A 22,500-nucleotide genomic window follows, 5' to 3' on the forward strand; every position below is an offset into this window, starting at 1 on the left:
TCAGGATACAACGGGCACAACCTGCGGCTGCGCCAACTCTTGTTTTGCTACTGTTTGTTCTTCAAGCTTAAAAAATGCGACACAGGCGGAAAGATTATCGGCCTGCGTGGCGAGTTGTCCGGTGGCGGATGCGGCTTCTTCCACCAGCCCGGCGTTTTGCTGCGTCACTGAGTCCATCTGGCTGACGGCCTGTGCCACCTGCTCGATCCCCCTGCGCTGTTCATCAGAAGCAGAGGCAATCTCGCCCATGATGTCGTTAACCCGGGTAACCGAGCTGACAATTTCAGTCATCGTGCGCGCAGCCATATCAACCAGTTGCGATCCCTGATGTACCCGAGTGACGGACTCCTCAATGAGTCCTTTAATTTCTTTCGCCGCCTGTGCGCTACGGCTTGCCAGATTGCGTACTTCACCCGCGACAACGGCAAAACCGCGCCCCTGTTCTCCCGCGCGGGCGGCCTCTACCGCGGCATTCAGCGCCAGGATATTGGTCTGGAAGGCAATACTGTCAATCACGCCGATGATGTCGCCAATTTTCTGCGAGCTGGCGGAAATCTCATGCATGGTGCTGGCAACCCGTGACGTCTGTTCACCGCCTTTATGCGCGGTGTCTGCCGCACTTTTGGCAATGCCTGACGCCTGGCGCGCGTTATCCGCATTCTGCCCGACGGTAGCGGTCAGTTGTTCCATGCTGGCTGCCGTTTGCGCCAGCGCGGCCGCCTGCTGTTCAGTTCGCGAAGATAAATCGTTATTGCCCATCGCGATTTCTGAAATGCCACTATGCATGGCTGAACTGCTCTGGCGTACTTCGCTTACCGTTTCACGCAGCGCCTGCTGCATCTTCTTCAGACTGGCAAAAATTGCCGAGATCTCATTGCGCCCGTAAACCGCTACAGGCCTGGCCAGATTACCTGCGGCAATGCTGTCGAAATGACTGCCCACGATCGCCAGCGGCTGAACAATCATCTTGCGCGACCAGTACAGCGCGCCGCTGGTGAGCAGTGCCGCCAGTACCACCATGGTGGCGAAAATCACCCCTGACATATGGTAATTTCGCTGGCTCTGCTCGCCTGCCGTTTGCAACACGCTGTCGATGTTGTTCTGCCACGCATTCACATTCGCATCAAAAGCATCTTGAGCCGCCTGCACCGGCGCGGTCAGAAAATCTGACAACTGATTATTTTCAAGCCAGGTGGCCTGATGCTCGAGCGCGCTGTGCCACTGGTTGAAATTTTTCTCGGTTGCGCCAAACAGCGCCTTGCCTTGTTCCGTGGTATCCGACGTCGCCAAAAAACGTTTAAACATCATTTCAGACTGCGCCAGGCTATCGCGCGCGAGGGTCATCAGCGTTTTGATGTCCTCTGGCGGATAGCTCAGGGCGGTCAGCGTCCCTGCCTTATTAAGGGCCGTACTGGCCTGTAATAACACAGCGCGGGTTTGGGCCAGCGCAGCGCGTTGCTGATTACTCCGTTCGACCTGATTCAGGTTCTGAAAACCGTCCCGAAATGCCCAGAAGGACAAGCCATTACTGCCAATCTGCAAAACACCGCAGAGGATTAAAATCAAAAACAGCGTGGTCGAAATTCGAATACGATTAAACATCAACGCTCCCATCGGGCGGCACTGGCCGCGGTTTAACTACCAGTCAAAATGTTTCCCAATTTGTATCTTGTTCAATATTCTGGCGCGGATTGGATGCGCTCGGCGCGGCAGGTAATCGTGTATCGCGTGGTTTTGTCGACGCCGGACGTGACGCCAGACGGAAAGTCGACACCGACTGCGTCAGGCGGCTGGCCTGTTCTTCCAGAGCAGCGGCAGCGGCAGCCGACTCCTGTACTAACGAGGCGTTCTGCTGCGTAACGCGATCCATTTCGGAGACCGCGAGCGCAACCTGATCAATCCCCCGGCTTTGCTCGTCGGAGGCCGAGGCAATCTCGCCCATAATGTCGGTCACCCGCGTCACGGCATTGACGATGTCGTTCATGGTTTCGCCTGCGCTTTCTACCAGTACGGAGCCGGTATCCACTCGGGAAACAGAATCCTCAATCAAGGCTTTAATCTCTTTCGCCGCCTGCGCACTGCGGCTTGCCAGATTACGCACTTCGCCCGCAACCACGGCAAAACCACGGCCTTGCTCACCGGCACGTGCCGCTTCAACCGCCGCGTTCAGGGCGAGAATGTTGGTCTGAAAGGCAATGCCATCGATGACGCTGATGATGTCGGCGATTTTCTTCGAGCTATCAGCGATTTCGTGCATGGTATTCACCACGCTATCAACCACTTTGCCGCCATGTTGTGCGGTGTCCGAGGCGCTTTTCGCCAGTTGCGAAGCCTGACGTGCGTTGTCGGCATTTTGCTTCACGGTTGCGGTCAGCTGTTCCATGCTGGCTGCGGTCTCTTCCAGCGCAGACGCCTGCTGTTCAGTACGTGATGAAAGGTCGGTATTCCCGCTGGCAATTTCGCTGGTACCGGAATAAATCGCATCGGAGCCCTCACGCACCAGGGTGACGGTTTCCGTCAGCGAGCGCTGCATATGATCAACCGTACTGGCCAGCTCGCCGATTTCGTTACGGCCACTAACGGCCAGGGTGGCGGTCAGGTTACCGCTGGCGATTTCGCGAATATGGGCAATGACCCGAGCCAGAGGATTAAGCAGGGTATGACGGATGCCGTACCACACCACCACCAGAATCAGTACCAGCACGACGGCCAGCACGCCAAGCTGCCATTGGGCGAAATGGTAATCCCGCGCGCTTTGATCAAATGCCTGAACGTACAGCTTTTCGCTTACGCTGGCGTATTTGCCCAGCGCCTCGCCGAGCGCGTTTTGCATTCCCTGAGTAGGTTGCGCGAAATAGGCGTCCATATTGCCATTTTCCAGAAACTGAACCAGTTCTGCTAAGGCTACATGGTACTGCTGATATTTCTCCTCAACGTTGCCGCTGGCCTCTGCCATCTCCGGCAATGGGGTGATGTTTTTAAATTTTGCGTAATGCGTTTCAGCCTGCGCCAGCGATGCTTTCGCATTCTTCAGCAGATCGTTTTTCGCGCTGCTTTGCTGGTTAGACGCGTCCATCATCATGCGCGCAGACGAACGGCTTAAATTGATTCGAGTTTGCAGCATCAGATCCCATGTTGAGGTGAGTTCACTTTGCTGCTGTCGTAGATCGTTAGAAATAACAAAACTTTGCTGATTCTGCTGCAATGAAGAAAACAACAGACCACCGGAAACAAGCTGTAGCAGTGCGAAAACCCCCAGCACCATCATCAGCATTGTGACAACGCGGATACGGTTAAACATAAGGCACCTTCCTGAAAACGAGTTATCAACGTTATCGGCAGTCGCTGAGATAACTTTACGTTTGCGAAAAGGAAATCCTGAAGGGGCGTGAAGCCTGGCGGGAAGGCGGCAAAACGGGTGTACGGCAACCACAAATCATTCACATAAAAACACCATAATTATCATGTAAATAACATCAGCCATCATCGGTGTGCGCGGTCAGATTGGCTGAATACGCCGTTTTATGTGATTGAGATCACACATATACGGCGTAAATACCACAACAAAATGAATAAAAAATTAAAAAAAGTTGTATCGGCTGGCGCTTTAATTCAATTTATATGATGAATATTTCGTTACCACTTAATAAGTATAAAAAATGAGTAACCGATCAATAAATGTTAAATCCTTACTGAGGGCTTTTTAGTGGCAAATGCAAACAAACTCACGTTGTTTATCGTGATCTTCATGCTGGCGGGGATCCTGTCGGGTGCGGTGATCCACTCTTATGCCTCCCCCGGCGTTGTAACCGCCTGGGCCGATAATATTACGCTTCTCACCGACATCTTTTTACGCCTGATTAAAATGGTGATCGCGCCTTTAGTATTCAGCACCCTGACCGTTGGTATTATGCGCCTGGGAGAAACCTCCACCATCGGGCGCGTAGGCGGGAAAGCGATGATCTGGTTTATCAGCTCTTCCATTCTGTCTATTCTGGTCGGTCTGTTTGTGGTTTCTCTTGAGCAACCCGGCAGCGGGCTGAACCTGGCAATCCCGCTGGAGGCCACTGATACCGGCCTGGCCGTAGGTGGTATGAGCCTGAAGGGTTTTCTGACGCATACCATCCCAACCAGCATCGCCGAGGCAATGGCCAACAATGAGATCCTGCAAATTGTGGTGTTCTCAATGTTCTTCGGTATTGGTGGTGCATCGCTGGGCGAGAAATTCAACGCCCCGCTGGTTGCCGCGCTGGATGTGGTCTCCCACATTATGCTGAAGGTCACTGGCTACGTGATGTACGTAGCGCCGCTGGCTATTTTTGCCGCCATTTCCTCGGTTATCTCTACCCAGGGTCTGGGGATCCTGCTCAACTATGCATCGTTCATCGGCGGCTACTATGTGGCTATTTTGCTGACCTGCCTGGTTTTGCTGGCGGTGGGTTATGTGATGCTGAAAAAAGAGGTATTTCGCCTGGTGAGCATGCTGAAAGACCCGGTTCTGGTCGCGTTCACCACCAGCAGCTCCGAAGCCGCTTATCCGAAAACGTTGGAGCAATTAACCAAATTTGGTTGCTCGCCGAACATCGTGTCTTTCGTGCTGCCTATCGGTTATTCGTTTAACCTGGTCGGCTCGATGGTCTACTGTTCATTTGCCTCTGTGTTTATCGCACAGGCCTATAACATTCACCTCTCCTTTGCAGAAATCACCGTCCTGATGCTGACGCTGATGCTGGCGTCCAAAGGGATCGCCGGTGTGCCACGTTCCGCGCTGGTGGTGCTGGCAGCAACCATCCCAAGCTTTAATATTCCGGTCGCCGGGATCCTGTTACTGATGGGTATTGATCACTTCCTGGATATGGGACGTTCTGCAATCAACGTATTAGGGAATGGGATTGCAACGGCGATGCTGGCACAGGATGAAGGTTTGCTGGAAGAAGAAGCGGAGCTGGTTGAGCGGGAGGCGTAAACGGGAAATCAGCTGGATACGCTATGCTTATCCGGCCTACAACAGCAATCATTGTAGGCCGGATAACATGTTTAAAGATTATGCAACGTGGGAAGCGGCAATATCCAACAACGCCATTTCTTCGCTGTTCAACAGCTTCTCAATGTTGACCAGAATCAGCATCCGGTCACCCAGCGCCCCCAGCCCCGTCAGGTATTCCGTTGACAGCGTAACCGCAAATTCCGGCGCCGGACGGATTTGATCCGTCGTCAGCGACAGCACATCTGATACGCCATCCACTACAATCCCGACTACGCGCTGACCCAGGTTCAGCACAATCACCACGGTGTTTTCGTTGTAATCCACATCGCTCTGGCTAAACTTCACGCGCAGGTCAACAATCGGCACAATCACACCGCGCAGGTTCGTAACGCCTTTGATAAACGCAGGCGTGTTAGCAATGCGCGTCACCTGATCATAGCCACGGATTTCCTGCACCTTCAGGATATCGATACCGTACTCTTCATCCCCCAGCGTAAACACGAGGAATTCCTGACCTGACGGTTCGCCGGCCAGTTTAGTTACATTACTCATACCGGTCATATTATTCCCTTCTCACTCAATCAGGCGGCTGTGATCGCCACACGTTGTTCGCGGTTTAATCCCTGCAAAGCAGAGACATCGACAATCAGCGCGACGCTGCCGTCGCCGAGGATCGTTGCTGCAGAAATACCTGGCACTTTGCGGTAGTTGCTTTCCAGGTTTTTGACTACCACCTGGTGTTGGCCTATTAGCTGATCGACCAGCAGCGCGTAGCGACGCCCTGCACTTTGCAAAATCACCACAATTCCTTGAGTCGCTTCGGTTTTTGCACCTTCAACTTCGAAGACTTTCCACAATTCAACCAGCGGTAAATACTCGCCGCGCACTTCCAGAACGCGCTCTCCTCCGGCCAGCGGATGGAGATCTTCTTCACGCGGTTGCAGTGATTCCATAACGGCATTCAGCGGCAGAATAAAGACTTCATCCGCCACGCGCACCGACATCCCGTCGAGGATCGCCAGCGTCAGCGGTAGCAGAATTCGAATAGTCGTCCCCTGTCCCTGTCTGGACTGGATCTCAACATGGCCACCCATCTCCTGGATATTTCGCTTCACCACATCCATACCTACGCCGCGTCCGGAGACATCCGTCACCTGTTCAGCGGTCGAAAAACCTGGCGCGAAGATCAGCATACCCACTTCGTCATCGCTCATGTTTTCGTGGATTGCCATCCCCTGGGAAATCGCTTTTGCGAGGATGCGTTCGCGGTTCAGACCAGCGCCATCATCGGTAACTTCAATACAGATATTCCCGCCCTGATGCTCTGCGGAAAGCGTCAGATTACCGACTGGACTTTTCCCCGCTTCCATGCGTTTTTCCGGCAGTTCAATGCCGTGATCAAGGCTGTTACGGACCAGGTGCGTCAGCGGATCGATGATGCGTTCAATCAGGCTCTTGTCGAGTTCGGTTGAGCTACCGACCTGCGTCAGTTCGACCTGTTTACCCAGCTTACCGGCCAGATCGCGAACCAGACGAGGGAAACGGCTGAACACATACTCCATTGGCATCATACGAATCGACATCACCGACTCTTGTAAGTCGCGGGCGTTACGTTGTAACTGACCCATACTGGTGATGAGATCGCCGTGATTAACAGGATCCAGTTCGTTTGAACGTTGTGCCAACATAGACTGGGTGATCACCAACTCACCGACCAGGTTAATGAGCTGATCGACCTTCTCAACCGCTACGCGGATGCTGGTCGACTCGCTGGCGCGGGCGGGTTTGTCACGTTCCGCGCGTGCGTGTGGCGCTTCACTAGCGGCGGCTTTCACCGCTGGCGCAACGGCAACCGGCTGCGGCTTCGCGACAACGGCTACCGCTTCGGCTTCTGCTTCAGTTTCAACGGTTACAGGCGCTGCGCTGACGGTTTCGAATTCAATCTGGTCAGCCTCAATCACGAAGCAAAGCACCGCAATGATGTCATCTTCGGCGAGGTTGCCATCAAGCGTTGCTGACAGCGTGTCGCTTCCTTTCACTACATCGGATAAGGTCGCCAGATTCCCCAGTTCCTCTTCCAGCAAATCGACTTCACTGGCTTTCAGGCGCGAGAGAATAATGCGTTTCTTACTCTCCTCACTGACGGGTTCAGGCTTTGCAACCGCCTCTTCCTGCATTGCTTCACTGTCAGCAACGCTCAGTTTTGCGGTATTGACCACCGCCGGTGCGGTTCCACCTTTCGCTTCGAGCGCTAACTGACGTAACGCATTGCAAATGTACTCAAAGCTGGCGGCATCAGGCTCCTCTGAGCTTTTATAGGCGTCGAGCTGTTCCTGCATAATATCTTTCGTTTCCAAAAACAGGTTGATAATGTCGGCATTGAGCTGCATCTCGCCACGCCGCGCTTCATCCAGCAGGTTTTCCATCAGATGGGTCGTTTCCTGCAAAATGGTAAAGCCGAAGGTGCCCGCCCCGCCTTTTATCGAGTGCGCCGCACGAAAAATCGCATTCAGCTGTTCGGAATCCGGGGCTTCAGGAACCAAATCAAGCAGGTGTTGCTCCATATCAGCCAACAGTTCGTCAGCTTCATCAAAAAATGTTTGATAAAAATCGCTAATATCCATGCTCACGCTATCACCTCGGATTGGCTGGTGGCGATGTGGGAACGCTTGCCGGCGGGAGTTCCGCTGGCTGTTGTAATACACTTACCGGCTCATTCTGGCTTTCAGCGTTTTCATGCAAAATGGCCTCTTCCGCCTGCTTATTGAGAACCAGCAGGCTAATACGGCGGTTGACAGCGTCTTCGGGACCGCGATCGCTCAGACGCATCGTGGCGGCCATACCTACCACACGTAATACTTTTCCATCATCCAGACCGCCGCTAACCAGCTCACGACGCGACGCATTAGCACGATCAGCAGACAACTCCCAGTTGCTATACCCTTTCTCACCATTGGCGTAAGGGTAATCATCCGTATGGCCGGAAAGGCTGATTCGGTTAGGGATCCCGTTAAGCACCGGCGCGATGGCTCGCAGAATATCGCGCATATACGGCTCAACCTCAGCGCTACCGGTTTTAAACATCGGACGGTTCTGGCTGTCGATGATCTGTATCCGCAATCCTTCCTGCACTAAATCAATTTTCAAATGTGGGCGCAGCGCTCGCAGTTTGGGGTCCGATTCAATCAGTTGGTCGAGATCGCCGCGTAGTTTGCTCAACCGGCTTTGTTCCATGCGTTTTCTTAAATCATCGATATTCGGTTGCTTGTTCACTTCTCCCTGGTGCTGGGTGTAATCATCCCCACCGCCTGGAATTGGACTTTCGCTATTCGAAATGCGATTTCCCCCGGTCACCGCGGTCGCCAACGGCGTACGGAAATATTCGGCAATCTGGATCAATTCTTTAGGACTGGAGATGGAAATGAGCCACATCACCAGAAAGAAGGCCATCATCGCGGTCATAAAATCGGCATAGGCGATTTTCCACGAGCCATGTGCCCCGCCACCGTGACCTTTATGTTTGCGCCGTTTTACAACGATAATGGGATGGGCCTGATTTTTCATGCGTCCTCGGTCGTCTGCTGCGCAGTTGGATTTCTCACCGCACGAACATGCTCTTCCAGTTCGATAAACGAAGGACGTTCGCTGGAATACAGAGTCTTACGACCAAATTCAACGGCAATTGGCGGCGCGTAACCATTCAGATTGGAAAGCAGAGTTATCTTCACGCACTGCATCATTTTTGTTGTTTCAGCGCTTTTCTGGCGCAGGACGCTGGCAAGCGGGGAAATAAAGCCATAGGCCAGTAAAATACCGAGGAATGTCCCCACCATCGCATGCGCAATCAGCGAACCCAGTTCAGCCGCAGGGCGATCGGCAGAAGCCAGAGCGTGAACCACACCCATGACCGCCGCCACGATCCCAAACGCCGGTAATGAATCCCCCACCATCGCCAGGCTATTTGCCGGGACTTCGGCTTCACTTTCGTGAGTCTCAATCTCTTCGTCCATCAGCGCTTCAATTTCAAACGTGTTCATGTTGCCGCTGATGATCAGACGCAGATAATCGACAATGAAATCAAGCATTACGGCATCTGCAAGAATGCGCGGATAGCTGGCGAAGATTTCACTCTCTTTGGGGTTTTCGATGTCGCGTTCAAGCGAGAACATGCCCTGCTGACGTGACTTGGCCATCAGGCGATACAGCAGCGCCAGCAGATCCATATACATCGCTTTGGTGTATTTTGAACGACGAAAAAGCATCGGGATCGCTTTCATCGTCCCCTTAATGGCTTTCCCGTTATTGCCGACGATGAATGCCCCAATACCCGCGCCACCGATAATCACCAGCTCAGCCGGTTGATAGAGTGCCCCAAGGTGTCCGCCGGTCATCATGTAACCGCCGAAAACTGTACCAATAACAACCAGGTAACCTAATAAGATAAGCACGACATCATCCTTTCACAATTGACTATGACAGGATGCGCAGTCGGGCAGTTAACTCGAGGTCAGGACAAAAAAAAGCAGCGGTAATTGCTTACCGCTGCTGGAGTGTTTGTCCACACCGTATCAGTTAAACAGCCTGTTCGATCTGTTCATCCAGCAGTTGTGGAATAATATCGGCAGCATTCTGGGAAAGTTTACGTCTTTTTACGGCCCGCGATGGCGGTTGGCATAAACTGCAGGCAAAGCTGCCTGCGGGTTGGTGTGCGTGGGTGATAAAATTCCCACCGCAGCAATTGCATCGGGACAATTCCAGCAAACCGCTGTCGACAAAACGCACTAGCGTCCATGCACGGGTTAACGCCAGTAATGGCCCTTCTTCCGGCTGCGGACATTGCTCAAGGTATAAACGATACGCTTTGATCACGGCATCCACGCCGCTACAAAGACCCGTTTTAAGCAGGAATTGCCATGCGTTGCAAAACATCGAAGCATGAATATTTTGTTCCCACGTCATAAACCAGTCAGTGGAAAAAGGCAGCATCCCTTTTGGCGGAGGGCTGCCGCGTAGTTCTTTGTACAGCTTGATAAGTCGGCCACGGCTTAATTGCGTTTCGCTTTCCAGCATTTGCAAACGGGCGCCTAATGTGATTAATTCCATCGCTAGCTGGATATCACGCGCTTCCTGAACAATGCTTTTTTCGCTCATCATCAAGCCCTTTTCTTGCGCGCTGCATCTTCGATGTCGCTTAACAGTCGCGTTGAAAGCATGATACCGGTATGAATTTGCTGAAGATCGTCAACGCGGGAGTCTTGCGTCAGGCGAGTCACGGTCTGGTGATCGTCAAAACGGAAATGACATACCAGTTGGTTTGTTTCAGCCAGTTTGACCATTTGAGGAAGTGTTAAGGTTGCCAACGTGTCCGCCATCTCTTCGCTGATACCAAGGCGAAACATCGCAGAGGCTTTGTCCTGAACGATCAACCGTTGTGCAAGCAATAAATATGACAAATTGATGTCATAGATGTGTTTCAGCAACTCGGATGTATGCATTATTTGCATCCATAATAACCAACATTGTTTTCATGCGGTGTAACCGCACCCCGTGATGTCGCCGGGAAGGCCCGGTAAAAAAAAAGCAAAAGGTCAAATACATAGCAGCGTGACGGCACTTACGCGTTGTCTAAACATTCCCTTTTTCAGAAGGCCGCGTCCCTTACAAGCTCACATCAATTCTTACAATTGTCTAAGATTTTTCCTAATTCGACGCAACTCTACCCGCCACCAGTTACACATACAACGTAGCTATGCTGCGAATTTGAAGAATATGTGACACAGATCACATAAACTAGCTAAACACTTAACATAAATCCATCAGCACAGCTTTTACTTTGCTTATTTTGTAACCCCACATTCTCCATTTCAATTCCTGGCGCACGAATATTCTTGCAATAAAAGCGAATAGTATTTTGTTCACAAACGTTAATATCACGGCGTGAAATAGCGAGCTTGATCACATATTTAATGTAAAACATCATTTTAATTAAATGCTTTGTAAACAAAGACTTAAATATTAAGGGTGATTAATTAATACCAGGCAGTGACGATCAGTCAAATGTTAAAATATGTTTATTTTTTATTAACACATTGTTTTCATTAGCAGTGAGTTTTACTTAAGGAAGCTGAACGTATTTACAAGTTATATGAAGCAATTATTCTATTTATAAGAATAATTAATGAATAACCATGATGGCATTCACACTATCCGGGAAGGAAAGGTTGCAGTATGGAGCAAGCTGAGTAATGCTGAAAATCCTCTCATAATTCTTGAAAAAAAGGAGCGAGTTATGAGCTATACACACATTCTTGTTGCCGTTGCTGCCACCCCTGAAAGCCAGCAATTGTTAGCCAAAGCGGTTTCAATCGCTCGTCCGGTCAATGCCCGTATTAGTCTGATAACCCTGGTCTCAGATCCTGAACTGTATAACCAGTTTGCCGCACCTATGCTGGAGGACCTGCGTGAAGTGATGCAAGAAGAGACGCAAGATTTTATCGACAAGCTCAGCAAAGAAGCGCAGTACCCCATTGAGCATACCTTTATTACCTATGGGGCACTGAATGAACATATTCTGGACGTATGCCGCAAGCACGCCGTCGATCTGGTTATTTATGGCAACCACAACCACAGCTTCTTTTCGCGCGCTTCCTGCTCAGCAAAAAGCGTCGTCGGAGCCAGCCAGGTGGATGTACTGTTGGTTCCACTGGCTGGAGATTGATCTTCGCTTTCTGAGAATCACGCCAGCTTAGAGCAGGAAGTTACGTTGTCTGGCAACGACTGTTTACTCTGGCGTGGGGTGACTTTTTCCAGATCGCAAATGAACCTCGCCTGCCAGTTGTCGATATCATTTTTAATGATAGTTTCGAGCATTTCAGCGTGGCGGGATTTACGTTCAGCAAGCGGCATCGTTAGCGCCTGATTTAAGGCGCCAGCCACTTCATCCCGGTCGTAAGGGTTAACGATAAGCGCGGAAGTCAGCTCATTCGCGGCCCCGGCAAATTGTGATAACACCAGAACGCCAGGGTTAGCTGGATCCTGTGCGGCCACATACTCTTTCGCCACCAGGTTCATACCATCGCGCAGCGGTGTCACCAACCCAACATCTGAGTAGCGAAAGATTTTCATCAGTAATTTACGATCAAAGAACTGGTTCAGATAATAGAGCGGCGTCCAACCCAGTTGTCCATATTTGCCATTAATCCGCCCTGCTTCAGTCTCCAGTTGGTGACGAATATCCTGGTAGGCTTGCACCTCTTCACGCGACGTTGGCGCTATCTGCGTATAGCGAATTTTACCGTGATGCTGCGGATAATGTTCCAGTAGAGCCTCGTAGGCCTGGAAACGCTCCGGCAAGCCTTTGGAGTAATCCAGACGCTCTACAGAGAAAATGTTCTGCACATTTTTAAGCTCAGCTTTTAACTGTGCCAGCTTAGGTGGCAAGGGTCCGGAAGCCTGCCTTGCGATCTCATCCGGCTCAATACCGATGGGATATACCTGGGTGCAAAACGTTTTTCCCCATGCCCGGTGATGTTTATTGCCGGAAGCGGACACCTGAGTCTGGGCTGTTAGAGAATCTAAAAAAGCCTGACGATCGTTTTCGGTCTGGAAACCGAGCAAATCAAAATCGCACATCTGCTCAAGCAGTGTCTGATGAGGTGGTAGCGCATTAAAAATTTCCGGCGTGGGAAAGGGAATATGCAGGAAAAAACCGATGCGATTATTCACTCCGCGTTTACGCAGCTCGCTGGCAAACGGCAGCAGATGGTAATCATGAACCCAGATGATGTCGTCATCGCTTAGCAACGGTAGCAGTTTGTCTACCAGCAGAGCATTTACCCGTTGATAGCCTTCCCATGCAGGACGCTGAAACTGTACCAAATCGAGGCGATAGTGAAACGCAGGCCATAAAACAGCATTAGAAAACTGGCAGTAATACTCTTCGTAGTCCTGTTCACTCAAGTTAAACGAAGCCCAGGTAATATTGCCCCGCGTGATTTTTTTTAGGGGTTTGTCTTCATTACCCGTATCGCCACTCCAGCCAAACCACAAGCCACCAGCGGCCTTCAACGCACCCAACACGCCGACGGCAAGCCCACCTGCGCTCCCCTTATCATCTGGTGAGGCGATACGATTAGATACTACGACTAAACGACTCATAGCCACCTCTTCTGTTATTCGTTGCTTTCGATTCTTGCTGAGAAGAGTTAATTTGCTCCAGCCAGTGCCAAACATCCTTAACGCCATCCAGGCGCCATGTGGCCTGTGTCGCCCCGCTCCCCACCTTCACGGAAATACCCCCAGCGCGATTAACCACGTCGAACCCTGTTTCATCCGTCAGATCGTCACCGAAAAATACGGGGATCCGGCCGGCAAAAGGCGCTTCCTGCATAAATGCGGCAATCGCTTCGCCTTTATTGGTGCCCTTTGGTTTTATCTCCACGACACATTTTCCGTGCTGCAAAGCCAACTGCGGCCATCTGTGCGTGATGTGTTCAGCCAGGCTAATTAGCGCTGCCTCATGTTCAGGTGCCTGGCGGTAGTGCAGCGCGAAAGCCATACCTTTTGCTTCAAGCGTGGTACCTGGCATCGTCGCCAACGCGCTGTGTAATAGCTCTCCTGCTTCACGCTCAACACCTGCTGCCAGGCGCACTATATGGGTTTGGCCATTGATATCACGGCGTTCTGCCCCATGCACCCCGGCGAGCGGAAAACGAATGGGAGAGGTAAGCGCGTCAAGCTCAGCCATTGAGCGCCCTGAAATCAATGCCAGCGCCCCCGCATTGCGCGTCGCCAGCTGTTGTAATAACTGCAGGATTGTCTTAGGGACAACGACCTGGTCTGGATAAGGTTTGATCTCAGCCAGTGTCCCATCGAGATCAAAAAAATAAGCACAGCTTGCAGATTGTTCAGGGGGTAAGATCAGTGATGCTGTCACCCGTTTATCCTCCTCATCATGGTCTGTACGCCGCGCGGATCGCGCCGTATATATGATGTATGACGGATATAAGTATAGACAGTGTGACCATGCTCGCCATTTGGAAAAACAATCGCCAGCCGGGTAGCGGCTGGCGATGAGCTAAAGCTAGACTAAAAAGTTGGGGCTAAAATCATCAAACGGTACGCTTCGCTTTTTGCTTGTAACGGTCGAAGATCACCGCCGCCAGCAGGATGAGGCCACGCACGACGTACTGAGCGAATGGAGAGATATTCAGCAGGTTCATCGCATTCTCAACCGTCCCCAGGATCAATACCCCGGCCACCACATATGAGATTTTTCCGATGCCGCCTTTAAGCGAAACGCCCCCTAACACGCACGCGGAAATCACAATCAGCTCATAACCGATTGAGGTCATTGGCTGGCCGCTGGTCATACGCGATGCGAGGATAATCCCGGCAATGGCGGATACCAGTCCAGACAAAATAAAGATAATAATCTTGGTGCGAACCACCGGTACCCCTGCCAGGCGTGCCGCCTCTTCATTCCCCCCAATGGCCAGCGTATTACGACCAAACGTGGTTTTATTCAGCAGTAAGCCAAAGACGATGAAACAGACGACCGTAATCCAGATAGGGGCTGGCAGACCAAACCAGTTAGCGTAGCCGAGAGTAAAGAAACGCTCGTCTTCAATCCCAACCGCCTTACCGTCAGAGATAATGTAAGCCAGACCACGTACAATCTGCATCGTCGCAAGCGTGGTGATCAGGGCGTTAATTTTTAACCGCGCAATCACGAACCCATTAACCAGACCACAAAGGATACCGAGCAACAGCCCGGCAGCCACGCCAATCCACAGGCTTTCGGTCATGTTAATGACCACGGCAGTCGTGACCCCGGCGCAGGCAATCACGGACGCAACGGACAGGTCGAAGTCACCGGATGCCAGGCAAAACAGCATCCCGCAGGCAACCATACCCGACATCGAAACCGCCAGTCCCAGCCCTTTCATGTTGATGAAGGTAGCAAAGTTTGGCACGAAGATGGCACAAACCAGGAACAGCACGGCGAAGACCACCAGCATCCCGTACTGATCCCAAATGCGACCAAGATTTAGCGCCGACTTTGCCGCGCCAGAACCCGATGTTGAAACGGAAGACATCATTCTCTCCTTATTCAGGCTACAGCCTGGCTGACTTTAGGCATAGCAAGGCTCAACGCCTGGCGCTCATCCGCCTGTTCATGAAGTAACTCACCCGCAATTTCGCCTTCTCTCATCACCACGATACGGTCGGCGACACCGAGCACTTCTGGCAGATCGCTGGACGCAAACAGCACGGCCACGCCGCGCGCCGCGAGGGCATAAATCACGTTATAAATTTCATGCTTGGCGCCTACATCAATGCCGCGTGTAGGTTCGTCCAGCAAAATCACCTTCATCTCTTCGGATAACCAACGGCCAAGGATAGCCTTCTGCTGATTACCGCCGGAGAGGTTCATAATCAGTTGCTCCGCACCCGGCGTTTTAATATTGAGAGAGCGAATATGGTGATCGGCGTTGGTCTCTTCCCAGCCGTTGTTGATCACGCATCCCCCCAGAACATGTTTACGCCGCGCACTAATGTTGATGTTGTTACGCACCGAATGGACTGGAATGATCCCTTCCGCCTTACGGTCCTCCGGGCACAGCATCATCCCCGCTTCAATGGCATGGCTCGGTTTGCGAATATCAATCGGCTGTTCATCAATAAACACCTGCCCTGCCGTGATTCGAGTGCCACCAAACAGTCCTTTCATTAATTCGCTACGCCCGGCTCCTACCAGGCCAAACAAACCGACAATTTCACCGCTTCGTACCGATAAACTGATCGGCGTACGTACGCCAGGGGCTTTCACCTCGTGCAAACGCAGGCGCTCTGCGCCATACGGTCTGGATTTCCAGCCATAAATATCACCGAGGTCGCGCCCGACCATCGCCTGCACCAGCGCGTCGTGATCGACCTGCTGCATATCCGTAAACGTTTTGACGTAATGACCATCTTTAAACACGGTAATGGCATCGCTGAGGGCAAAAATCTCCTCCATACGGTGCGAAACGTACAGAATGATGCGTCCTTCGTTGCGCAGCTCACGGATGACGCGAAACAGGTTCTCAATCTCACGAGCTGACAGGGAACTGGTCGGTTCATCGAAAGCAATAATTTTGGCATTGCGCGCCAGCGCTTTCGCAATCTCCACCATCTGCCATTGACCAATGGAGAGGTATTTCAACGGAGTATCGGGATCGATATCCATGCCCAGATGCTTAAGCTGTAGCCCCGCTTCATAGTTCAGCAGCGAGCGGTTCACAATCCCGCCTTTGTGCGGCAACTGGCCTAAATAAATATTCTCGGCAACGGTCATTTCCGGGACGAGATGCAGCTCCTGATAAATAATGGCAACACCGGCGTTGAGCGCGGCAGTGGTATCCGCAAACGAAACCTCCTGTCCGCGGATCGTCAGAGATCCCGTCGTTGGCGCATAGTTACCGCTGAGAATTTTTAATAGTGTTGATTTCCCGGCGCCATTTTCGCCCATCAGCGCATGCACCTGACCGGCATAGCAGTCGAAACTGATATCCGTAAGCGCTTTAACACCGGGGAATGTTTTGCCAATGCCGCGAAATGAGAGATACGGGGTAGACTGTTGCATAACGTCTCCGTGAGTCAGGATTTTGCCGGCCTGGAAAACCGCCGGACGTAGGCCCGGTAAGCGCAGCGCCACCGGGCATTGCGCCGGATGGCAGCTTCGCCTTATCCGGCCTACAACATCACAGCATTTCTGTTACTTACCGCCTAAACCTTTCTTCGCCAGCTCTTCTTTGAAGTTATCGCGGGTAATCAGCACCACATCCGTCACTTCAGTGAACGCCGGTGGCTCTGCACCTTTCATCACCCAGTTGTAGAGCATTTCACTTGATTTATAGCCATGAACATCCGGGCTTGGCAGCAGTGAACCGTAGAAACCGGTCGCTTCGCCTTTGGACAGTTCGCTCACTGCATCCACGCCGTTGATACCGATACCAATCACGTTTGGCGCTTTGAAGCCCTGCCCTTCGGTCGCACGCACGCCGCCCAGCACGGTGTTGTCGTTCATGCCGACAATCAGCCAGTGTTTAACTTCAGGATGCTGGACCAGCATGGAGTTAGCGGCATCGAATGCCCCTGGGATATCATTCGATTTGGTTGGAACCTGGTAGATCTGTTTTTCCGGGAAGCCTGCAGCTTTAAGCGCTTCCATTGAACCCGATGTACGGCGACGCGCGGTGTCGAGTTCATTTGCGGTAATGGCCATGACGGCCGTGGATTTCACATCCCAACCGCGCTTTTGCATCTCTTTATACAGTTCCTGGCCCTGGCGCTCACCAATTTTGGTTGCAGCCATCATGACCAGCGGCACGGTATCCATCGGCTTGCCTTTGGCATTAGCGAACTGGTCATCGACGGCAATGACTTTCATATCGTAGCCACGCGCCTTCGCCATAATGGCAGGTCCAAGTTTGGGATCCGGTGTACAAATTACAAACCCTTTTGCGCCACTTGCAGCCAGGCTGTCGATGGCATTAAGGGTTTTCTCACCATCCGGGACGGCAATTTTAATCACCTCAAAACCAAGGTCTTTACCGGCTTTATCGGCAAACTTCCATTCAGTTTGGAACCACGGTTCTTCCGGCTGTTTGACCAGGAAACCGAGCTTCATGGATTCAGCGATAGCGGATTGTGACATAATGGCAGCCAGACCGATGGCAGCCAGCGCTTTAGTGAATTTGTGCATGGTTAACTCCAGCTTTAACGTTCTTTTATGTAGGGTAAAATCAGACGATTTTTTGTAATTCGGACGTAAAACAAGGCATTACCTTTTATTGATAAGATCAATGCCAGTGCTGAGAGTATTTTTAGCGGGAAATTGATTCTCCATAAGAGAGCGGCATCACACCACAGAATTACAGTAATTGCGTACATAAATTCAGCGGGAAATGACATAAAAAAACGTGGTTTTGTCGACGGAAAAAAAGAGGGGTAGCAGAATAATCCATAACATCAGCCAACGAATCCTTGTTCCCGAATACCGAAGCATTCGGGAAAATGATTACCATGGGTAATAAATGTGGTCGGCGTGATCGCGAACCGGAATGTCATCTCCCAGCAGACGCGCTGAAAGCGTCAATGCAAAATCGAAAATATGCCCTAACCCTTTCCCGCTAATCAGATTGCCATCTTCAACAACCGGCGCATCAATATATTCCCCATCCGTGACGTTTTGCCACAGATCTCCCGAGCACACGTAGCGACGCCCCTTCAGTAAGCCGTTGCCGCCCAGCACGCGCGCGGCCGCAGAACACACCGGGCAAATGAGTTTTCCTGCCTCGTCATGGCGAGCGATAAACTGGAGGACCGCCTCACTGGCGGCGAGATTAACGCTGCCCTGCGGCCCGCCTGGCAACACGACGGCATCGTAGAGATATGCCTGGCGCGCGGTCAACGTACTGTCTGTCACCATCGGTACGTCATGATAGCTCACCACCGCACGTGACTCGGCGCAGGCCAGCGTTTCGACTTCGATATTCAGGCGACGCAGAATATCAATGGTAACAATCGCCTCAGCCTCTTCAAAACCGGGGGCCAGTAGCACTGCAACCTTCTTCATACGTAATTCCTCGCGTTATCTACATACACAAAACAATTAATGGCGAATAATTCAGGCCGTTAAATTTCTCAATTTGATTAAAACTGATCTGGCGCAAAAAATTAGCCATCAGATAATTGGTACTGATTCAGCCTAATCATGAAATTTCTTCACGACATGGAATGATAATCATCCGGTGCCAGACAATACCTTATTGCTGAAATTAATTTTGTGATTTGAAACACCATTTCATTACTATTACAAATATTTAAATCAATAAATATCAATTCGTTACATTCACAGAACCTATATACCAAAGCGGTGAAAGCACGAAGGCAGTTATGACAATATGTAAAAAAACATAAATACGCAGATTTAAGGATTTTCTTATGTCAAAGCAAGCGGTATGCTGAATGTCGATCGGAAACGAATATAATTCGTGATCACTAAAGGACCGGCGGAACGGATTTATTCTGCTAACAGTGTTAATTGTACGTAGAGGTGAAGTGCAGCGGCAGCCCGCTGTACTGGCGTTAGTAACGTACATCCCCCTTTCTGGAAATAAGGATATTGATATGGCTGCAGTTGGAATTGTTCATAAACTCAACACCCAAATGAACCTCGAGTTCTATGCTTCAAATCTTTACCTACATCTGAGCGAATGGTGCTACGAGCATAGCCTGACGGGTACCGCCACGTTTCTGCGCACTCAGGCGCAAGGTAACGTGACTCAAATGATGCGGATGTTCAATTTTATGAAAAGTGCCGGGGCTAACCCCATCGTCAAGGCCATTGATGTTCCAGGTGACGAACTGACTTCCCTTGAAGAATTGTTTCAGAAAACGCTGGATGAATATCAACAGCGCTCGAGTAAACTCTCGCGTTTAACCAACGAAGCGGAAGCATTAAACGATGCGCCAACCATTGATTTTCTTCACGACCTGGAAAAAGAGCAGCAGCAGGATGGCGTGCTGTTACAGACGATTCTCGATGAAGTTCGCAGCGCCAAACGCGCGGGATTGTGCATGGCGCAAACCGATAAGCACTTGCTCAACGTCGTTAACTACCAGCATCATTAATCTTCCGTTTTCAAAGCGTTAATGCCGGATAGCGATGTTGTACACCTTATCCGGCCAACGTCTGATTTTCCCTACACACGCGCCTCCATTCTGCGAGGCGTAAAAAAACCTTTCTAAAACCTGAAACAACGGTTTATTTTAGTGGGATTCATTCTGCGGCGTGAATTTCAACTCGATCAACGCGACCGCTTTTTGTATCGCGCGCATTGTAACCGGATCGGCACCTGCGGGATGGCTGGAAAAATCGATGTTTTTCAACTGGCTGGACATTTTCTCCCGAACTTCTACCGGGGCAATAACATCAAGAACGTCCAGAATTTGCTTGATAACCAGCTGACAGGCAACAACGTCGGAGAGCAGTTCCTGATCGGCATTCAGTATTTGGGACATAGTGAGCTCCTTATAGAAAGGTCGTCATAGTACCCATTCAGCGAACGAAGCGATAGCCGCGCAAGCATTACGAATGCGCTGAAAATAAAAATAGTTCCAGTCAGTTTCTTTTGAGATGGCAAGCACAACATGAATGAACAGTTAGCGGTTGAGAACAAACGCGGTCTATCCCCGGCAGCATTACTTGTTGCCGGGGCTTTCTTTATGGAGTTTATTGACGGCACGGTAATTGCCACCGCCCTGCCTGACATGGCCAAAAGCTTTGGCGTACAGGCGGTAGACCTGAACATTGGCATCAGCGCTTACCTGATCACCCTTGCGGTGCTTATCCCCGCCAGCGGCTGGATTGCGGATCGCTTCGGTGCCCGAAAAGTATTTACTCTGGCACTGGCGATTTTTACCCTCGCTTCGGTTTTATGCGGATTGTCCGAAAGCCTTGAGAGCTTTGTCGCCATGCGAATCTTACAAGGTGTGGGTGGCGCGTTAATGGTGCCTGTTGGCCGTCTTGCGGTATTGCGCACCGCACCCAAACATCAGTTGATCACCGCGATTGCCACCCTGACCTGGCCCGCGCTAGTCGCACCTATCATTGGTCCACCGCTTGGGGGATTTATTACCAGCTATGCCAACTGGCGCTGGATTTTCTTCATTAACGTACCGCTGGGAATGCTGGCGATTGCGCTGGCGCTACGTTTTATCCCGGATATTCATGACGACGAACGCCGCCCGTTTGATACAGCGGGTTTTATCGCAACTTCTGTTGCAATGGTAAGTCTGGTGTATGCCATGGAGTTACTGGGAACCCAGCAGCCGCAGGGTTGGCTGACCGCCGGGCTTCTGGCGTTAGGGACAGTGACCTTCCTGTTTGCCCTGCATCATTTTCGACGCGCAGCCTGGCCGATGATTCGTCTTGATGCCATGAGCGTCCCTACTTTTCGCGTCACCATGTACGGCGGGTCGCTGTTTCGTGCCTCTATCAGCGCCGTGCCATTTCTGCTGCCGTTAATGTTCCAGGTCGGTTTTGGCATGAACGCTTTTCACGCAGGTTCGCTGGTGCTGGCGGTATTTGTCGGCAATCTGACGATTAAACCTGCCACCACGCCGTTGATACGCTGGCTGGGCTTTAAGAAACTGTTGTTGATCAACGGGGCCCTTAACGTCCTGGCACTGCTGGCCTGCGCATTGATTACGCCACAGACTCCCGTGTGGGTTATTTTACTGGTGTTGTACCTGGGGGGTGTGTTCCGCTCGATTCAATTTACCGGCGTCAGCACGCTAGCTTTTGCGGACGTCCCCGCGTCACAGATGAGCTACGCCAATACGCTGTTCAGTACGGCGACGCAATTAGCGGTAGGATTAGGTATTTCATTGGCCGCGATAGGGATCCGCATCGGCGATGAAATCAGTGAATGGCTGGCGTTGAACACTATTCCGGGGATCGGTTTCCGGCTGGCCTTTGTCGCAATTGCCATTATTTGTCTGGTGGGTATGGTGGATACGCTGCGGCTTGCACGTGATGCTGGAAGCGCGGTGTCTGACAAGAACAGATAGCCCGGCAGGTGAACACCTGCCGGGCCAGCAGGATTTAGCCAATCATCTCACGTACAAACGCTTCGATCGCCTTGTCCTGGCAGTTTTCAAAGAAGCACTGCTGGAAGCGCGGGCCAGACACGGCGGTTTTCACAAGCTCACGATCGATAGCACGCAGCGTGTCCAGATAGTTTTCTTTTACTACCGCTGCTTTCACCTGGTTCAGAATACCGGCGTTACGCACCTGCGGCTCTTTACGCTCTGGCGGATAACCTTCGCCATTACGCCCGGTGAACGCTTTTTCAAACATATAGCGCACGTTCAGCTCAGCACCCCAGCCAAAACCTTTGGCGAATGCCAGAGAAAGCGCATTGCCGTTATTGATCTGAGAGAACAAGAAAGCATCTGCTGGATCAAGACAGTAACCACACACCACGCCCGGATGGATATTCAGCGACATCATTGCCCCCTGCCCCGTACCGCAGCCCGTAACCACAAAATCCACGGCTTTGGAATTGAGCAGGATGCTGGCCATAATCCCTAAATGGATGTAGGTCAGATGATGATCATTCTCGTCACTCATCCCAACGTTATACACTGGAAAACCTTTCTCATCCGCGACGGCTTTAAGCTCGTTATGAATGATGGCATTTTTACTTGCCTGGCTGTTTTCCATCATCAATGCAATTTTCATTCTGTAATCTCCTGAATGCGCTGCGGTAGCCCGCTGCAAGTCACAACATTCAGGTCACATTACTATTTTGCAAACCCACTTTCAAATTTAATGAAATTTAGTTTTATAAAATAATGAGGTGCTCACATTTTTCCGTCAGCAGCTCAGAATGGCCTCAAAAAACGACGTCGTTGTGATTAATCGCGGGTGATTTTCTGGCTATTCAAGCCATTGATGCTTC

The 22,500-nt window shown here is 51.2% G+C and carries 20 protein-coding genes; 4 read left to right on the forward strand and 16 right to left on the reverse strand.

All coding sequences use genetic code 11. The features are described 5' to 3' along the window. Window positions 1-1,602 (reverse strand): methyl-accepting chemotaxis protein IV, encoded by a 1,602-nt coding sequence (gene tap / locus E1B03_RS16115; RefSeq protein ID WP_103771204.1) that lies wholly within the window; start codon window positions 1,600-1,602, stop codon window positions 1-3. Between the two features lie 43 nt (window positions 1,603-1,645). Continuing rightward, window positions 1,646-3,301 (reverse strand): methyl-accepting chemotaxis protein II, encoded by a 1,656-nt coding sequence (tar, locus tag E1B03_RS16120; RefSeq protein ID WP_133086565.1) that lies wholly within the window; start codon window positions 3,299-3,301, stop codon window positions 1,646-1,648. Window positions 3,302-3,706: 405 nt separating this feature from the next. On the opposite strand from tar, the gene E1B03_RS16125 reads away from it, so the two are divergent. Then, window positions 3,707-4,966, forward strand: a complete 1,260-nt coding sequence (locus tag E1B03_RS16125; RefSeq protein WP_133086566.1) for a dicarboxylate/amino acid:cation symporter — start codon at window positions 3,707-3,709, stop codon at window positions 4,964-4,966. Window positions 4,967-5,044: 78 nt separating this feature from the next. Here the strand turns inward: E1B03_RS16125 and cheW are convergent, their stop codons facing one another. From cheW to flhD, 6 genes are all read right to left on the reverse strand, one after another. After that, window positions 5,045-5,548 (reverse strand): chemotaxis protein CheW, encoded by a 504-nt coding sequence (cheW, locus tag E1B03_RS16130; protein WP_003034638.1) that lies wholly within the window; start codon window positions 5,546-5,548, stop codon window positions 5,045-5,047. A gap of 20 nt (window positions 5,549-5,568) precedes the next feature. Then, window positions 5,569-7,617, reverse strand: coding sequence for a chemotaxis protein CheA (cheA, locus tag E1B03_RS16135; RefSeq protein WP_133086567.1), 2,049 nt, complete (start codon window positions 7,615-7,617; stop codon window positions 5,569-5,571). A gap of 4 nt (window positions 7,618-7,621) precedes the next feature. Further along, window positions 7,622-8,551 carry a flagellar motor protein MotB gene (motB, locus tag E1B03_RS16140; protein ID WP_103771208.1) on the reverse strand — a complete coding sequence of 310 codons (930 nt, stop codon included), beginning with the start codon at window positions 8,549-8,551 and terminating at the stop codon, window positions 7,622-7,624. Beyond that, window positions 8,548-9,435, reverse strand: a complete 888-nt coding sequence (gene motA, locus E1B03_RS16145; RefSeq protein ID WP_016153442.1) for a flagellar motor stator protein MotA — start codon at window positions 9,433-9,435, stop codon at window positions 8,548-8,550. Before motA ends, motB begins: the two co-directional genes overlap by 4 nt. Window positions 9,436-9,559: 124 nt before the next feature. Continuing rightward, on the reverse strand, window positions 9,560-10,144 hold the full coding sequence (gene flhC, locus E1B03_RS16150) for a flagellar transcriptional regulator FlhC (RefSeq protein ID WP_085951062.1): 585 nt from the start codon (window positions 10,142-10,144) through the stop codon (window positions 9,560-9,562). Then, window positions 10,141-10,482: a flagellar transcriptional regulator FlhD gene (gene flhD, locus E1B03_RS16155; protein ID WP_165955326.1), complete on the reverse strand. Its 342-nt coding sequence runs from the start codon at window positions 10,480-10,482 to the stop codon at window positions 10,141-10,143. Before flhD ends, flhC begins: the two co-directional genes overlap by 4 nt. Window positions 10,483-11,276: 794 nt before the next feature. Here flhD and uspC point away from each other — a divergent pair. Next, window positions 11,277-11,705, forward strand: a complete 429-nt coding sequence (uspC, locus tag E1B03_RS16165) for a universal stress protein UspC (RefSeq protein WP_103771212.1) — start codon at window positions 11,277-11,279, stop codon at window positions 11,703-11,705. Window positions 11,706-11,722: 17 nt separating this feature from the next. Here uspC and otsA read toward each other — a convergent pair whose 3' ends face one another. From otsA to E1B03_RS16195, 6 genes are all read right to left on the reverse strand, one after another. After that, the gene (gene otsA / locus E1B03_RS16170) at window positions 11,723-13,144 is read right to left on the reverse strand and encodes an alpha,alpha-trehalose-phosphate synthase (RefSeq protein WP_103771213.1); all 1,422 of its coding nucleotides are present in this window, start codon (window positions 13,142-13,144) and stop codon (window positions 11,723-11,725) included. Then, entirely contained in the window at window positions 13,119-13,922 is an 804-nt protein-coding gene (gene otsB, locus E1B03_RS16175) for a trehalose-phosphatase (protein WP_133086568.1), read from the reverse strand. Before otsB ends, otsA begins: the two co-directional genes overlap by 26 nt. A 175-nt stretch (window positions 13,923-14,097) precedes the next feature. Next, window positions 14,098-15,084, reverse strand: coding sequence for an arabinose ABC transporter permease AraH (araH, locus tag E1B03_RS16180; protein WP_103771215.1), 987 nt, complete (start codon window positions 15,082-15,084; stop codon window positions 14,098-14,100). Window positions 15,085-15,098: 14 nt separating this feature from the next. Further along, window positions 15,099-16,613, reverse strand: a complete 1,515-nt coding sequence (gene araG / locus E1B03_RS16185; protein WP_043016752.1) for an arabinose ABC transporter ATP-binding protein AraG — start codon at window positions 16,611-16,613, stop codon at window positions 15,099-15,101. Between the two features lie 132 nt (window positions 16,614-16,745). Continuing rightward, entirely contained in the window at window positions 16,746-17,735 is a 990-nt protein-coding gene (locus E1B03_RS16190; RefSeq protein WP_133086569.1) for an arabinose ABC transporter substrate-binding protein, read from the reverse strand. 315 nt (window positions 17,736-18,050) lie between these two features. Continuing rightward, window positions 18,051-18,608 (reverse strand): DJ-1/PfpI family protein, encoded by a 558-nt coding sequence (locus tag E1B03_RS16195; RefSeq protein WP_103771216.1) that lies wholly within the window; start codon window positions 18,606-18,608, stop codon window positions 18,051-18,053. Window positions 18,609-19,162: 554 nt separating this feature from the next. Here E1B03_RS16195 and E1B03_RS16200 point away from each other — a divergent pair. After that, window positions 19,163-19,666, forward strand: coding sequence for a non-heme ferritin-like protein (locus E1B03_RS16200; protein ID WP_103771217.1), 504 nt, complete (start codon window positions 19,163-19,165; stop codon window positions 19,664-19,666). A 138-nt stretch (window positions 19,667-19,804) separates the two neighbouring features. On the opposite strand, the gene E1B03_RS16205 is transcribed toward E1B03_RS16200, so the two are convergent. After that, entirely contained in the window at window positions 19,805-20,056 is a 252-nt protein-coding gene (locus E1B03_RS16205) for a DUF2766 family protein (protein ID WP_133086570.1), read from the reverse strand. A gap of 129 nt (window positions 20,057-20,185) precedes the next feature. Between E1B03_RS16205 and E1B03_RS16210 the strand changes: the two genes are divergently transcribed. Next, window positions 20,186-21,607, forward strand: a complete 1,422-nt coding sequence (locus E1B03_RS16210) for an MFS transporter (protein ID WP_133086571.1) — start codon at window positions 20,186-20,188, stop codon at window positions 21,605-21,607. Between the two features lie 34 nt (window positions 21,608-21,641). On the opposite strand, the gene E1B03_RS16215 is transcribed toward E1B03_RS16210, so the two are convergent. Continuing rightward, window positions 21,642-22,280, reverse strand: a complete 639-nt coding sequence (locus tag E1B03_RS16215) for an RpiB/LacA/LacB family sugar-phosphate isomerase (RefSeq protein ID WP_103771219.1) — start codon at window positions 22,278-22,280, stop codon at window positions 21,642-21,644. Window positions 22,281-22,500 lie beyond the last annotated feature (220 nt).

Source organism: Citrobacter arsenatis, from assembly GCF_004353845.1.
In the GTDB taxonomy this organism is placed as follows: Bacteria; Pseudomonadota; Gammaproteobacteria; order Enterobacterales; family Enterobacteriaceae; genus Citrobacter; species Citrobacter arsenatis.